Below are 14,352 nucleotides of genomic sequence, written 5' to 3' on the forward strand. Positions count from 1 at the left end.
TCCATGCCACATAGTTGCGTTTATGAGGCGTTCATGCGCCCCGATTCTCGAACTTGCCGTTGTATTCCTTGAAGCTCAACGCTTACTACCTACCGCCGTCCACGCTGCACGAATGCGACGAAGATAATCACGACACCCTGCACCGCCGCGTTCAGATACACGCTGATGATGCTGGTCAAATTCAGAATGTTGGCGATCACCGAAAGCAGGATCGCGCCGATCACCGTGCCGACCACGCGCCCTTCGCCGCCCTTCAGCGCCGTGCCGCCCACCACCACCGATGCAATCGCTTCTAGTTCCCAGAGCAAGCCGGTGGTCGGCGTGGCCGAACCGAGCCGCGGCACGTACAGCACCGTCGCCACGCCGACGCAGATGCCGAGCAGGACGTACGTCACGATCTTCACGGTATCGACGCGAATCGCCGCGTAGCGCGCAACCTGTTCGTTCGAGCCGATCGCCTGCACGTGGCGGCCGAACGCGGTGCGATTGAGGATCAAGGCGCCGCCCGCTGCGACGACCAGGAACACCCAGATCGGTACCGGCACGCCAAACAGACTCGCGTAATAAACGGGCCCGTATAAGTCGGACAACGAGTTATCCAAAGTCAGCGCGCCGCCATCCGCGAGCCACGTCAGCACCGCGCGAAAAATGCCCAACGTACCCAACGTAACGATGAACGGCTCGATGCGTCCTTTGGTAATCAACAACCCGTGCGCGCAGCCGAACAAACCGCCGAGCACGAACGCGAGCACAATGCCGAGCGTCACAATCAGCAAAGGCGCGAACGTGTGGCCGCCGACACCGGCTGCAAGTCCGTTCATCAGCCAGATCATGGTGCCCGCGATCAGCGCCGCCATCGACCCGACCGATAGATCGATGCCGCCCGAGATAATCACGAAGGTCATGCCGACCGCGATGATGCCGATGAACGACGTGCGCGTGAGCACGTTCATCAGGTTGTCGAGCGTCGCGAAATCGCGGTTGAGCAGCGTCCCGACAATGCACAGCGCGATCAGCCCAACAAGCGGCCCGAGCGCATACAGACGATGCGCGAAGCGCAACGCGCGGCCGGATTGGACGGCTTCAGTGGGTGCCGGTCGCATGGGCGATCAATTCCTCTTCGGTCAGATGCTCGAGCGTGAGCGTGGTTTGCAGGCGTCCCGCGCGCATCACGGCGACGCGGTGGCACAAACCGATCAGCTCGATCAGTTCAGATGAAATGACGATCACCGCGCGGCCTTGCACCGCAAGACGATGAATCAGGAAATAGATGTCGCGTTTCGCGCCGACATCGACGCCGCGAGTCGGCTCGTCGAGCACGATCACGTTCGGATCGGGCTGCAGGAATTTAGCGAGCGCGAGCTTCTGCTGATTGCCGCCGGAGAGCATGCGCGCGCGGCTCGACAGATCGCCCGTGCGAATGCCGAAGTCGCTCACCGCTTTGGTCAACGCCGCGCGCCCCGCCTTCATATCGAGCAACGGGTGCGCGTAGCGTTCGAGCGTCATCAGCGTGACGTTGTCCTGCAGGCTTAGATTCACATGCAGGCCCTTGCCTTTGCGGTCTTCGCTCAGATACGTGAGGCCGTGGCGCATGGCGTCGCGTGGGCTCTTCAGATCGGCGCGGCGGCCGGCGATCTCGATGTGGCCCGCCATGCGTTTGCGCAGGCCGATGATCGCTTCGAACGCTTCGGTGCGTCCTGCGCCGACGAGGCCTGCGAAACCCAACACTTCGCCGGCGCGCACGTCGAAGCTCAGGCCTTCCACCCAGTCCGGCACGACGAGGCCTTCTACTTTCAATGCGATCGGCGCGTCGGCAGGCACGGTGATCTTGTCGGGGAACATGTCGGACACGTCGCGCCCGACCATCAGATTCGCCATCTGCTGCCGCGCGAGCCCCGCGGTTTCACTACGCGCGACAAAGCGGCCGTCGCGCATCACGATCACTTCGTCGGTGATGCGCTCGACTTCATCCAGCTTGTGCGAGATGTAGACGATAGTCACGCCGTCGGCTTTCAGCTTCGCCATCAGCGTGAAGAGGCGCTCGGTTTCCGAAGGCGTGAGCGTGGCAGTCGGTTCATCCATGATGAGCAAACGCGCGCGGCGCGACAGCGCCTTGGCGATCTCCACCATCTGCTTTTCCGCGACGATCAATTCGCGCACCTTCGTATCCGGTGCTTTCTCGAGGCCGACCTGCGCGAGATAACGCATGGCTTCTGCCTTCATTGCAGCATCGTCGACGAACCAGCCGCGTTTTTTTTCGTGGCCGAGATACATGTTCTGCGCGATCGTCAGATGCTCGGAGAGATTGAACTCCTGGTGAATCAGCACGATGCCCGCCGCTTCGGCGTCGCGCGAACCGATGAACTGCCGCGCGTGGCCGTCGACCAGCAAGGTGCCCGATGTCGCCGTTTCATAGCCGGCGAGGATCTTCATCAGCGTCGACTTGCCCGCGCCGTTCTCGCCGAGCAAACCGTAGATGCGCCCCGGCGCCAGATCGAAGCTCACGCCGTGCAGCACGCGCACCGGCCCGAAGTCTTTGCGGATATCGTCGAAACGAATGGCGAGGCTCATGGCTTACGCGCTCCCGCGAATCACAAGCCGATGCGGCAGCAGCACGCCCGGCACGTTCGCCAGCGGATTTGCGAGCCGTTGCAGCAGCAGGCGGGCGGCGGTTTCGCCTAGTTCGCGCATCGGCTGTGCGATGGTGGTGAGCGGCGGATCGATTTGCGCGGCGAGCGAAATATCGTCGAAGCCGACCACCGCGACATCGTCCGGCACGCGCTTGCCGACGCTGCGCAAACCGTGGATGACGCCGATCGCCAGCGTGTCGGAGACGGCGAAGATCGCACTCGGCGCGTGCGGCTGCTGCATCAGCAAGGCCGCGGCCGATGCGCCCGCCTCGTAGTCGAGACTGTTCAGGTTCATGCGCCAACGCTCGTCCGGCGTGATGTCCGCTTCGATCAACGCGTCCAGATAGCCCTGCTGACGCTGCCGCGCGTACAGATAGTCGACATCCGAATTGATCAGCCCGATGCGCCGATGGCCGCGCGCGAGCAGATGCCGTACCGCGTCGCCCGCCGCCTGATAGTTGTCGATGCCGACGTACGGCACGCCCATCGCCGGATCGAACTCGCAGCACGCGACCCAACGCAGTGCGCTGGACGCCTCGCCGAGCGCCTGCTGGATTGTGGCGGGATCGAGGCAGATCGCGCCATCCGCGCGGCGGCGGCGCAGCAGATCGAAGTAGCTGCGCTCGCGTCCCGGATCGGCGCCTGTGTCGCATAGCAGCATGAAATAGCCGTGTTGGCGCGCGACGCTGTCGATGCCGCGCACGATCTCCGCGTAAAAGGGGTTGCCGAAGTCGGGCACCATCGTTAGCAGCAGGCGGCTTTCGGCCGTGCGCAGGTTGCGCGCGAGTTCGTTAACGCGATAGCCGCTGGCGTCGACCGCCGCCAATACCTTGTCGCGCGTGGCGGGCCGCACGTTCTCGTGGCCGTTCAGCACGCGCGACACCGTCGCCACCGAGACCCCCGCCTGCTCCGCCACCTGGGCAATCGAAAGGCCCTCGGCCGGACGCGGCGGCTGAGCCTCAGGCTGCGGGCGCGTCTTCAACGACGTTGAAGGGGCCGCTTTGGACACCGGCTTGGACAAGTGAATTCGCTTTGAAAATGTAATCGATTACATTTTTGAGCGATGGAAGCGGGAATCGCAAGGACGGATCGCTAGGGATTAACACGGGGGCAAGCAGGCACGGCGAGAGCCGGTCCTGGGTGCGGCCCAGCGGCGCACTGCCCGCGACGGCGTGGGTTCGCGCCGCCATTTGGTACAATCCCACAGTTACCCTGCCGTGACTGCATACCAAGTTGTGACCCCGGAGTCGCACTCCCGAGGCCGCCGGTCAGTGGCAAAGAATCGCAAACTCGCCAAACCACACTGCCGAATCCACCATGAACATCGAGCAAGCGCGTTTCAACATGATCGAACAGCAGATCCGCCCCTGGGAAGTGCTCGACCAGGACGTGCTGAATCTGCTCTCGATCGTCAAGCGTGAAAACTTCGTCCCCACCGTCTACCGCGATCTGGCCTTCGTCGATTTCGAAGTGCCGCTGCCGGCTGGCCAGCACATGCTGGCGCCGCGCGTCGAAGCGCGCGTGCTGCAGGAACTGTCGGTGAAGAAACACGAAAGCGTGCTCGAAATCGGCGCCGGCTCGGGTTACATGGCCGCCCTGCTCGCGCACCGCGCGCAGCACGTGCTGACGGTCGACATCGAACCGGAACTGGCAGAACTGGCGAAGAACAACCTGATCGCCAACGGCGTACTGAACGCCGAAGTCGCCACCGGCGACGCCTCGCGCGGTTGGGCCAGCGCTGCACCGTACGACGTGATCTGCGTATCGGGCGGCCTGCCGGTGCTGCCGCAGGAAATCCTCGAACATCTGAAGATCGGCGGCCGTCTGGCGGCTTTTGTCGGCACCGCGCCGGTCATGAAGGCGCAGATCATCACGCGCATCGACGAGAAGCAGTACCGCATCGCCGACGTGTTCGAAACTTATGTCGAGCCGCTGATTAACGCCGTGCAGCCGCCGCGCTTCAAGTTTTAATTCACACGTTTATCTGTACGGCCGGCACGCTGCCGGCCGCTGAACTGGATGTCCTGCTGATGCAAAATCTGACCGCTCCCGCGCTCGCCGAATGGCTCGCCGATCAATCGCGTCCCGCACCCGTGCTGCTCGACGTGCGCGAACCGTGGGAAATCCAGACGGCGTCGATTGCCGGTGCCGTGTCGATTCCGATGCGTGAGATTCCCGCGCGCAGCGAAGAGCTCGACGACGACGCGCAAATCGTCTGCGTGTGCCATCACGGCGCGCGCAGCGCCCAGGTCGCGATGTTCCTCGAATCGCGCGGCCACACCAACGTCTTCAATCTGCAAGGCGGGATCGACGCGTGGTCGCGTCAGGTCGATCCGTCCGTTCCCACCTATTGATCGCACGGTCACGATGATCCGCCAGCGGGTGCCGGCCCTCGCGGCCGCTCTGGCGCTTCATTGCGCGGTTCTCGCGTTTCTTCCGATCACCGCGCAGGCCGTCGGCCTGTCCCAGCTCTACGACGAAGCGCTCTCGAACGATGCGCAGTTGCAAAGCGCGCGTGCGGCGCTTGCCGCCAATAGCGAAGAGTTGCCGCTTGCCCGCGCCAAACTGCTGCCGCAAGTCTCCGCGTCGCTCACCGCGAACCGCCAGAGCACCGATTTCGGCGGCGGCTTTCCTTCCTCCTACGGCAACAGCAACGGCTACGTGATTTCGCTCACGCAGCCGCTGATTCACGTTGATAGCTGGTACGGCTATGCGCAAGGCAAGCTCGCGGTGGATTCGGCACAGGCGTCGTTTGCCCAGGCTCGGCAAGATCTGATCGTGCGGCTTGGCCAAGCTTACTTCGACGAGCTCTCCTCACAGGACAGCCTCGCGATTGTGCGCTCGCAGAAAGCGTCGATCGCGCAGCAACTCGAATCGGCCAAGCATTCATTCGAAGTCGGCAACACGACGATCACCGATACCAACGAAGCCCAAGCTAAATACGATCAGGCGATCTCGCAGGAAATTGCGGCGCAGAACGATCTTGCGGTGAAGCTGGCGGCGTTGCAGCAGATTGTTGGGCATCCGGTCGAGCATGCGGATGGACTGGCTGCCGGCGCGCCGCTGCCGCCGCCCGTGCCCGCCGACATTAATCTGTGGGTCGATGCGGCCACTGACGCGAACTACCAAGTCGTGTTGAAGCAGACCGCGCTGGATAGCGCACAACGCGAGACTTCGAAGGCTAAGGCTGGCCATCTGCCAACCGTCGACCTGGTCGCGAGCCGCTCGCGCAGCAGTCTCGGCGCGGCCGGTGCGGGTAACTTCGGCGGCAATTTTGGCGGCGGCTTCGGCAGCGGTGCGAATACGCCTGCGCCCGGCACACCGGCGCTCGCTGCGGAACTGGGCAACCTGGGGTCCACGTACACGAACAGCACGATCGGCGTGCAAGTCACGATTCTGATCTTTGCGGGCGGCGCGACGCAAAGCCGCGTACGTCAGACGCGCGCGCTCGAAGACCAGGCCGCCGCCGATCTCGATACGGCTCGGCGCAATGCGGCGCTGTCGGCGCGGCAAGCGTTTCTCGGCGTGGTGAGCGGGCTTGCGCAAGTGCGCGCGTTGCAGACTGCAGAGCGATCGGCGAACACCTCGCTTGAGTCGAATCTGCTCGGTTATCAGGTCGGCGTGCGTATCAATATCGACGTGCTCAATGCGCAGGACCAGCTGTTTTCGGCGCGTCGCGATCTGGCGAAGGCGCGTTATGACACGCTGATCAATAGTCTGAAGCTGAAGGCTTCCACCGCGAATCTCACTGATCAAGACGTGCTGCAGTTGAGTGCGCTGCTGTCGCCGGTCGATGATGGTTCGTTGACCGCGCTTCCGCAGGTACCAACGGTGCCGCATCCGGGTGTCGCGGCTAAAGGCGCTGCTGGGAAGCTTGGGCGGCGGGTCATGCCGAATGCGGCGGTGCCGCAGTAAGGCGATTCGCTTCGTCTTTTTCGTTTCCTGATTAACCCTCTGCCCGCAGAGTTTCATTCGTTGCGCGCTTGGGCTGTCTGTTGCTTGTTGCTGTTTGCTTGTTGTCCCTGCCTACTGCTGGTCTCTGTTCGCCGACGAATGTGACTCTTCGCACATCCTCAAGGCGATGACCGTTTTCGACCTCCCTGACACCGCCCTTTCAATGCGATCCTTCCGGTCCGCGCCGCAGAATTTTCGTACGATTTCCTGAGCTTTGCCCGGGCACCATGCTCCGACCATTTTTGGAGGAGCAAGGTGATGAAAGTTTTGAAGATCGCGATGCTGGCGGCAACGCTGCTGCCGCTTGCGTCGTATGCGGCTTTGGGCGGTGCGCCGAGCACAAGTTCATTCTCTCCGACGATGCTGCGCGCTACGCCGCAGTCTGCCGCCGGCGCAAGCACCGGCGCGGCCAACACAACCGCAACGGCGCCCTACTCCGTGCGCGAGTCGCGCGACGCCGACGGCGTCACGATCCGCGAATACGTGTTGCCCAGCCATGTTGTGTTCGCGGTGACTTGGGAAGGGCCGATACGACCGGATATGAAGGCGCTGCTCGGCAGCTATTTCCCCAACTACGTGACCGCGGGTGAAAGCCGCGTGCGCGGGCCAGGCCCCATGATCGAAGGCAACGACGACTTTCGAGTCGAGTCCGCCGGCCGCGTGGGCCACTTCTACGGCGTCGCCTATCTCCCTCGCCTGCAACCCGCCAGCGTCCGCCCGGGCAATCTGAAATAAGACGGCCACCGAGTTACTGAAAAACATGAAAACCATTCACAAAACGTTCTGGGCGGCCATGACGGCTACCAGCGTTCTGCTTGCGGCTTGCGGCGGTGGAAGCAGCGGGAGCAGCGGTGACGGCAGCTCCATCGGCTGGAACCGTTCGTCGCGTTCTGACGATTGGGTGTCTTGATTAGGAGGCGGCGCCGCGAGACGCCTGCCTCCTAACACGGTGCAGAATCGGCCGAATCGCATCGGTGTTTCCTACTCACCGTTGAGACTTTTCAGAGCCTCTCATTAATCGCCCGCAGGCAACATGCTCCGACCTGTTTTCTGGAGCAATGTGATGAAACTTGTAAAGATCGTCTTGGCCGTGTCGGCGCTTTTGCCGCTCACGTCATATGCGGCGTTGGGTGGTGCACCAGGTGCGGGCTCGGCCCCGAAATCCTTGCTCCAGTCGGCAGCGCCGAATTCCTCTTCTGCGTCCATTGCGGCTTATACCGTACGTGAATCATATGACACCGACGGCGTCAGGATTCGCGAATACGTGCTGCCTACCAATGTCGTGTTTGCCGTCACGTGGCAAGGGCCGATACGCCCCGACATGGTCGCGCTCCTTGGCAGCTACTTCCCGAACGCAGTCTCGGCCGGCGCAGGACGCGCGCGCGGCACCGGTCCGTTGATCGAACGCAACGGCGATTTTCAGATCGAGTCCGCAGGCCGGGCGGGAAACTTCTTCGGCAAGGCCGTTCTGCCGCGCCTCGTCCCCGCCAATGTCCGTGCTGACGATCTGCAGTGACACGGCGCATCGATTTCACGGAACACAAGAAACATGACGACCCTCAATAAGAAACTTTGCTTCGCACTGCTAACGGCCAGTTTGGCTTTTTCAGCCTGCGGTGGTGGCGGTGGCGACGACGGCAACTCGAACGCGGCCAAGGACAACGAAAAGCCGGCGACGCCGACTCCTAGTCCTACGCCCTCGCCGACGCCTGCGCCGAGTCCTACGCCGAGTCCTACGCCGAGCCCGGTGCCGACTCCGGCTCCCGCTCCGACTCCGACTCCGACTCCGACCACCGACGTCAACACCGTCCCGATCCTCGTCGATCGCACGATTCCTGGATCTTCGGTTAACATGCCGTACGTGACCGTCACCATATGCATCCCCGGCGTGCAAAGTGCAAACCAATGCGCAACCATCGATCACATGCTGCTCGACACCGGCTCGGCTGGCGTGCGCGTGATGGCCAGTGCGCTGGGCTCGGCGCTCGCCGGCCGATTACCGGCACAAACAGGTGCCACTAACGACCCGACCGGTGGCGCACCTATCGCCCAATGCGCGACGTTCGGGTCCGGCTACACATGGGGTTCGATCAAACGTGCCGACATAACGATCGGCAGCAAAACGGCAGGCAATCTGCCGATCCAGGTGATCAGCGACGCTGCCTATCCCACCACACCGTCGGATTGCGCTTCGCGCGGCATCTCGAACATCGGTAGTACGGTATCCGAGCTCGGCGCCAACGGCGTAGTCGGCATCAGCCCTTCGCTAACCGACTATCCGCTCGCAGCACAATCCGCTTTGTCGGCTACGTACTACTATTGTCCGTCCACGGGATCATGCACTGGCGCGCGCGTGCCGCTCGACTCACAAGTCATGAATCCAGTCGCCAACTTCACATCGGACAACAACGGCACGATCATCCGTCTGCCCGCATTGCCAGCAGGCGGCCAGGCAACCGCCGCGGGTGAACTGGTGTTCGGCATCGGCACCCGGAAAAACAACGCGCTGCCGTCGACAGCAAACGTTCTAAAGGTGGACAACAGCGGCGCCTTCAGCACGGTGTATCAGGGGCGCACGCTCACCAGCTATGTTGACAGCGGGACCAATGTGCTCTGGTTCCCGGATACGACGATGCCGACGAACTTCAGGGACTTCTACGTGCCACCGACTACGCTCAACCTGTCCGCCACGTGGTATTCCGTCGACTATTCAGCCGTCAGGAAAACCGGTACGGTTCTTACGGTGCCGTTCTCGATCGCCAATTCGTCAAACCTGCTGGCGAGCCAGTACGCCGCCTATGACAACCTTGGCGTATTCTGGTCCGAATGGACCTTCCTCTGGGGTTTGCCGTTCTTCTACGGCCGAGACGTGTACACCGCGCTCAGCACCGCCAAAGTCGGCACGCAAACCGGGCCGTTTATCGCGTTCTGACGCGCCCCTAGCGTACGCGAGTGACACAAAAAGGCCGGCACCTGCAATGCCGGCCTTTTGTCTTTCTAACGGAAGAACGTGCCCTGCCCAAGCGCTAATCCGTCTCCTTCAAAACCTCAGCCACCGTCCTGAAGATCTCCTCAATCTGCGCCTCTTCAATAATCAATGGCGGCGAGAACGCCAGAATATCCCCGGTATAACGCGTCAACACACCCTTCTCGAAGCACCGCACAAAAACATCATAAGCACGCGCACCAGGCGCTCCGGCACGCGACGCCAACTCCACCCCACCCACCAGCCCGAGATTGCGCACATCGATCACATGCCTTTCACCGCGCAGCTTATGAATCGCATTCTCGAAAATCGGCGCCATCCGAGCAGCCCGTTCGAACAGTTGCTCACGCTCATACAGATCAATCGTCGCGCAAGCCGCAGCCGCCGCAATCGGGTGTCCTGAATAGGTATACCCATGAAACAGTTCAATCCCAGCCGGCGCCCCATTCACGATCGAGTCGTGAATCTTCCCACTAGCCGCAACCGCCCCCATCGGCGCGGCCGCATTGTTAGTGCCCTTGGCCATCGTCAGCAGATCCGGCGTCACGCCGAAGTACTGTGCAGCGAACGGCGCACCCAGACGCCCCCAGCCGGTAATCACTTCATCGAAGATCAGCAGAATGCCGTGCTTGTCGCAAATCTCACGCAACCGCTGCAAATACCCTTGCGGCGGAATCAGCACACCTGTCGATCCCGCAACCGGTTCAACAATCACCGCAGCAATCGTCGACGCATCGTGCAGCGTAACAAGCCGCTCCAGCTCATCAGCAAGATGCGCACCCCATGCCGGCTGCCCTTTCGAAAACGCCGCCTCCTTGATATTCAGCGTATGCGGCAAATGATCGACCGCCGGCAGCAGCCCGCCTGAAAACGCCTTGCGGTTCGGCGCAATGCCGCCCACCGAAATCCCGCCGAAGCCCACGCCGTGATACCCACGCTCGCGTCCGATAAACCGCGTGCGCTGCCCTTCGCCACGCGAACGGTGGTAAGCCAACGCGATCTTCAACGCGGTATCCACGGCCTCCGAACCCGAGTTCACAAAGAAGATGTGCTTCAGATCCCCAGGCGTATGCCGCGCGATTTTCGTCGCGGCTTCGAAAGCCTTCGGGTGGCCCATCTGAAACGTCGGAGCAAAATCCATTTCCGCCGCTTGCGCCTGCACGGCGGCCACGATCTCGTCGCGGCAGTGCCCCGCGTTGACGCACCACAGCCCGGCGGTGCCGTCGAGAATGCGCCGGCCATCGTGTGACGTGTAGTACATCCCCTTCGCGCTCGCCAGCAGCCGCGGTGCGCTCTTGAACTGGCGGTTCGCGGTAAAGGGCATCCAGAACGCGGACATATCGGGTGTATTGACGCTGGCGCGCTCATTCATGTCGTGTCTCCTCGCGTGGGTGGTCTTCCAGTGTAGGCAGAGCGCGGCGCATGCACAAAGGGGCGGCGGTCATGCACCGCCGACGCCCGCTGGCCGATGGACACGCTTCGTTGCGGCGCGACACGCACCTGAACGAGGCGCGAGCCCCACTCCTGCACCAAATTTGCGCCGCATTACGCATAACTGACGTGGCGCATCACCGCGTCGCAGCACGCAATCCGCGGACTTCAAGTCGAAATTACTGCATGGCATGTGCCTTGCAGTACACAAGCGGCAAGTCATGCGGGATAAGCCCTGCTGGCTGAAATCGACGCCCACAAACAGTCACCATCAATGGCAAGGGGAAATACATGAAACGTCGCAGTCTGTTGAAGTTCGGCTCCATGTCGGGCGCATTGGCGCTTGCAGGTCAGGTTCCGTTTGCTCAGGCGCAGTCGGGCAGCGGTCCGATTAAAGTAGGCGTTCTACATTCCTTGTCCGGCACGATGGCGATCTCGGAGACATCGCTCAAAGACACCGCGCTGATGACCATCGCGGACATCAACAAGAACGGCGGCGTCATGGGCCGCCAACTGCAGCCGGTGGTCGTGGACCCGGCGTCGAACTGGCCGCTGTTCGCTGAAAAAGCACGCCAGCTGATCACCCAGGAAAAGTGCGCCGTCGTGTTCGGCTGCTGGACGTCGGTGTCGCGCAAGTCGGTGCTGCCGGTGTTCGAAGAACTGAACGGCCTGCTGTTCTACCCGGTGCAGTACGAAGGCGAAGAAATGTCGCGCAACGTGTTCTACACGGGCGCCGCGCCGAATCAGCAAGCGATTCCGGCCACCGAATACCTGATGAGCACGGAAGGCGGCGGCGCCAAGCGCTTCTTCCTGCTCGGCACCGACTATGTGTACCCCCGCACGACCAACAAGATCCTGCGCGCGTTCCTCAAGTCGAAAGGCGTGCAGGAAGCCGATATCCAGGAGGTCTACACGCCCTTCGGCCACAGCGACTATCAGACCATCGTCGCGAACATCAAGACCTTCTCGCAGGGCGGCAAGACAGCGGTGATCTCGACCGTCAACGGCGACTCCAATGTGCCGTTCTACAAGGAACTGGGCAACCAGGGGCTGAAGGCGTCCGACGTGCCGGTCGTCGCGTTCTCGGTCGGCGAAGAAGAATTGCGCGGCATCGATACGAAGCCGCTGGTCGGCAATCTCGCGGCTTGGAACTACTTCATGTCGCTGCGCAACCCGGCCAACGAGAAGTTCAAGAAGCAATGGGCACAGTGGGTCAAGGACAACAACCTGCCGGGCGGCACCAAGCGCGTGACCAATGACCCGATGGAGGCGACCTTCGTCGGCATCCATATGTGGAAGCAGGCCGTCGAGAAAGCGAAGAGCACGGATGTGGACAAGGTGCGCGTGGCGATGGTCGGCCAGACGTTTGCGGCACCGTCGGGCTTCACGCTCGAAATGGACGGCAATCACCATCTGCACAAGCCGGTGATGATCGGCGAAGTACGTGCCGACGGTCAGTTCAACGTGGTTTGGCGCACCAAGACCGCAATTCGCGCGCAGCCGTGGAGCCCGTTCATCGCCGGCAATTCGAGCAAGCCGGATGTGGTCAGTTCGATTCCCGCATTCCTGAAGCGCTCGCGGGTTGCCTGAGCCTGAACCTGGGCAGAGCCGGGGCTGAACCGCTGCTCTGCCCGACAGGACGCCGCAAGACGCAAGACAACGGCGTGGCACCGGCGCATCACCGCGATGCCGCGCCGCCTCGCCGGTTTTTCCTCAAAGGCCATCATGGCGTTTTCATTTCTGAAATTCGCACGACGCAGCATCGGCGGCCTCGCGCTCTCGCTTATCGTTAGCGCGCCGCTTACCGCCTTTGCGCTGAGCCCGGCCGATGTCGCGCCGCTCGCCGGCGACGACTTCGATGCGAAATCCGCGGCAATCGACAAACTGATTGCCAACCACGACAAAGAATCGCTCGCGGTCCTCAAAGCGCTCTCCGAGGACAGCGCGCTCGCCACCGACTCCGGCGCGGTGCTGCTGCAAGACGGCGACACGGCACGCGATGCCGTCACCGGTAAAACCGTCGCCGCGGGCGACGCGCAACCGGTCACCCTGAACAATCTGCTGCGCTCGAAAGTGGCGGGCGCACTCTCGGGCCTGCAACTCGATTCGCCCGACGCCGCCACGCGCGACGCCGCCATCACCGCGCTACTGCAAAACCCCGATCCGTCGATCAAACCGCTCGTCGATGCGGCGCGCACGAAGGAAACCGACCCGGCGCTAAAGAAGCGCCTCGACACGCTGTGGGCGATGACCGCGCTGCACGACGCCGACCCGGCCAAGCGTCTCGAAGCCGTGCAACTGGTCGCCGCGCGGCACGATCTCGACATGAACGAACTGCTGCGTCCGCTCGTCGCGAAGAAGCCGGACGGCACCTTCAACGAAGCGGACGACCGCGTGCGCGCCGCCGCGCAAAGCGGCATCGACGAACTCGATTCGATCCAGCGCCGCAGCCAGATCGCCGGGACGTTGTTCGCGGGCTTGTCGCTCGGCAGCGTGCTGCTGCTCGCCGCACTCGGTCTCGCGATCACGTACGGACTTATCGGCGTCATCAACATGGCGCACGGCGAATTCCTGATGATCGGCGCGTACGCAACGTACGTCGTGCAGAACTTGTTCCAACGCTTTGCCCCAGGCGCGTTCGACTGGTATCCGCTGCTTGCCGTGCCGGCGTCATTCGCCGCAGCCGGACTGGTCGGCATCGTGCTCGAACGGCTAGTGCTGAAGCATTTGTACGGCCGTCCGCTCGAAACCTTGCTGACCACCTTCGGCGTCAGCCTGATCCTGATTCAGGCGACGCGCATGGTGTTCGGGGCGCAGAACGTCCAGGTGATCAATCCCGCCTGGATGAGCGGCGGCGTGACCGTACTGCCCAATCTGATCCTGCCGTACAACCGGTTGGTGATTCTGGCGTTTTCGCTGATCGTCGTCGGGATTGCGTGGGCAGTCTTGACTAAAACCCGCTTGGGTCTGTTCGTGCGCGCCGTCACGCAAAACCGCCGAATGGCAGCATGCGTCGGCGTGAAGACCGCGCGCGTCGATTCGTATGCGTTCGCGTTCGGCGCAGGCATTGCCGGCCTGGGTGGCTGTGCGCTGTCGCAGATCGGCAATGTGGGTCCGGACCTTGGCCAGAGCTACATCATCGATTCGTTCATGGCCGTGGTGCTCGGCGGCGTCGGCCAGCTCGCCGGCACGGTGATCGGCGGCTTCGGGCTCGGGCTCGTCAGCAAGGCGATCGAACCGTTCTGGGGCGCGGTGCTCGCCAAGATCGCCGTGCTCGTGCTGATCGTATTGTTCATCCAGAAGCGTCCGCAGGGTATGTTCGCCCTCAAGGGCCGTAGCGCGGAGGCATGA

General features: G+C 62.5%; 12 protein-coding genes. 8 read left to right on the plus strand and 4 right to left on the minus strand.

Going from position 1 to position 14,352, the window contains the following annotated elements:
- Positions 1–89: 89 nt before the first annotated feature.
- The 3 genes from GNZ13_RS40200 to GNZ13_RS40210 are packed head-to-tail and all read right to left on the minus strand — an operon-like array spanning position 90 to position 3,651.
- Positions 90–1,103: an ABC transporter permease gene (locus GNZ13_RS40200; protein WP_172175666.1), complete on the minus strand. Its 1,014-nt coding sequence runs from the start codon at positions 1,101–1,103 to the stop codon at positions 90–92.
- The gene (locus GNZ13_RS40205) at positions 1,084–2,571 is read right to left on the minus strand and encodes a sugar ABC transporter ATP-binding protein (protein ID WP_172175668.1); all 1,488 of its coding nucleotides are present in this window, start codon (positions 2,569–2,571) and stop codon (positions 1,084–1,086) included. The genes GNZ13_RS40200 and GNZ13_RS40205 overlap by 20 nt, the downstream gene beginning before the upstream one ends.
- A 3-nt stretch (positions 2,572–2,574) precedes the next feature.
- Complete coding sequence (locus tag GNZ13_RS40210; RefSeq protein ID WP_172175670.1) at positions 2,575–3,651, minus strand: LacI family DNA-binding transcriptional regulator; 1,077 nt, start codon at positions 3,649–3,651, stop codon at positions 2,575–2,577.
- 296 nt (positions 3,652–3,947) lie between these two features.
- On the opposite strand from GNZ13_RS40210, the gene GNZ13_RS40215 reads away from it, so the two are divergent.
- The 6 genes from GNZ13_RS40215 to GNZ13_RS40240 all read left to right on the plus strand — a co-directional run bounded on the left by GNZ13_RS40215 (position 3,948) and on the right by GNZ13_RS40240 (position 9,516).
- A complete protein-coding gene (locus GNZ13_RS40215) occupies positions 3,948–4,601 on the plus strand; it encodes a protein-L-isoaspartate O-methyltransferase family protein (RefSeq protein WP_172175672.1) in 654 nt (217 codons plus the stop codon).
- A 59-nt stretch (positions 4,602–4,660) separates the two neighbouring features.
- Positions 4,661–4,984, plus strand: coding sequence for a rhodanese-like domain-containing protein (locus tag GNZ13_RS40220; RefSeq protein WP_028200548.1), 324 nt, complete (start codon positions 4,661–4,663; stop codon positions 4,982–4,984).
- 13 nt (positions 4,985–4,997) lie between these two features.
- Positions 4,998–6,545, plus strand: a complete 1,548-nt coding sequence (locus GNZ13_RS40225) for a TolC family outer membrane protein (protein ID WP_172175674.1) — start codon at positions 4,998–5,000, stop codon at positions 6,543–6,545.
- Between the two features lie 297 nt (positions 6,546–6,842).
- Positions 6,843–7,319: a DUF2844 domain-containing protein gene (locus GNZ13_RS40230; protein ID WP_172175676.1), complete on the plus strand. Its 477-nt coding sequence runs from the start codon at positions 6,843–6,845 to the stop codon at positions 7,317–7,319.
- Between the two features lie 328 nt (positions 7,320–7,647).
- Positions 7,648–8,100, plus strand: coding sequence for a DUF2844 domain-containing protein (locus GNZ13_RS40235; RefSeq protein ID WP_172175678.1), 453 nt, complete (start codon positions 7,648–7,650; stop codon positions 8,098–8,100).
- Positions 8,101–8,133: 33 nt separating this feature from the next.
- A complete protein-coding gene (locus GNZ13_RS40240; protein ID WP_172175680.1) occupies positions 8,134–9,516 on the plus strand; it encodes a DUF3443 domain-containing protein in 1,383 nt (460 codons plus the stop codon).
- 94 nt (positions 9,517–9,610) lie between these two features.
- Here GNZ13_RS40240 and GNZ13_RS40245 read toward each other — a convergent pair whose 3' ends face one another.
- Positions 9,611–10,942 (minus strand): aspartate aminotransferase family protein, encoded by a 1,332-nt coding sequence (locus GNZ13_RS40245; RefSeq protein ID WP_172175682.1) that lies wholly within the window; start codon positions 10,940–10,942, stop codon positions 9,611–9,613.
- Between the two features lie 350 nt (positions 10,943–11,292).
- Between GNZ13_RS40245 and urtA the strand changes: the two genes are divergently transcribed.
- Positions 11,293–12,591, plus strand: a complete 1,299-nt coding sequence (urtA, locus tag GNZ13_RS40250; protein ID WP_172175684.1) for an urea ABC transporter substrate-binding protein — start codon at positions 11,293–11,295, stop codon at positions 12,589–12,591.
- Between the two features lie 135 nt (positions 12,592–12,726).
- Positions 12,727–14,352, plus strand: a complete 1,626-nt coding sequence (gene urtB, locus GNZ13_RS40255; protein ID WP_172175686.1) for an urea ABC transporter permease subunit UrtB — start codon at positions 12,727–12,729, stop codon at positions 14,350–14,352.

This window comes from Paraburkholderia elongata (assembly GCF_013177735.1).
Taxonomy (GTDB): domain Bacteria; phylum Pseudomonadota; class Gammaproteobacteria; order Burkholderiales; family Burkholderiaceae; genus Paraburkholderia; species Paraburkholderia elongata.

Coding starts and splice junctions, on each gene's coding strand:
- GNZ13_RS40225 (WP_172175674.1), top strand. CDS start 4,998: ATGATCCGCCAGCGGGTGCCGGCCCTCGCGGCCGCTCTGGCGCTTCAT.
- GNZ13_RS40240 (WP_172175680.1), top strand. CDS start 8,134: ATGACGACCCTCAATAAGAAACTTTGCTTCGCACTGCTAACGGCCAGT.
- GNZ13_RS40235 (WP_172175678.1), top strand. CDS start 7,648: ATGAAACTTGTAAAGATCGTCTTGGCCGTGTCGGCGCTTTTGCCGCTC.
- urtA (WP_172175684.1), top strand. CDS start 11,293: ATGAAACGTCGCAGTCTGTTGAAGTTCGGCTCCATGTCGGGCGCATTG.
- GNZ13_RS40215 (WP_172175672.1), top strand. CDS start 3,948: ATGAACATCGAGCAAGCGCGTTTCAACATGATCGAACAGCAGATCCGC.
- urtB (WP_172175686.1), top strand. CDS start 12,727: ATGGCGTTTTCATTTCTGAAATTCGCACGACGCAGCATCGGCGGCCTC.
- GNZ13_RS40245 (WP_172175682.1), bottom strand. CDS start 10,942: ATGAATGAGCGCGCCAGCGTCAATACACCCGATATGTCCGCGTTCTGG.
- GNZ13_RS40205 (WP_172175668.1), bottom strand. CDS start 2,571: ATGAGCCTCGCCATTCGTTTCGACGATATCCGCAAAGACTTCGGGCCG.
- GNZ13_RS40200 (WP_172175666.1), bottom strand. CDS start 1,103: ATGCGACCGGCACCCACTGAAGCCGTCCAATCCGGCCGCGCGTTGCGC.
- GNZ13_RS40220 (WP_028200548.1), top strand. CDS start 4,661: ATGCAAAATCTGACCGCTCCCGCGCTCGCCGAATGGCTCGCCGATCAA.
- GNZ13_RS40230 (WP_172175676.1), top strand. CDS start 6,843: ATGAAAGTTTTGAAGATCGCGATGCTGGCGGCAACGCTGCTGCCGCTT.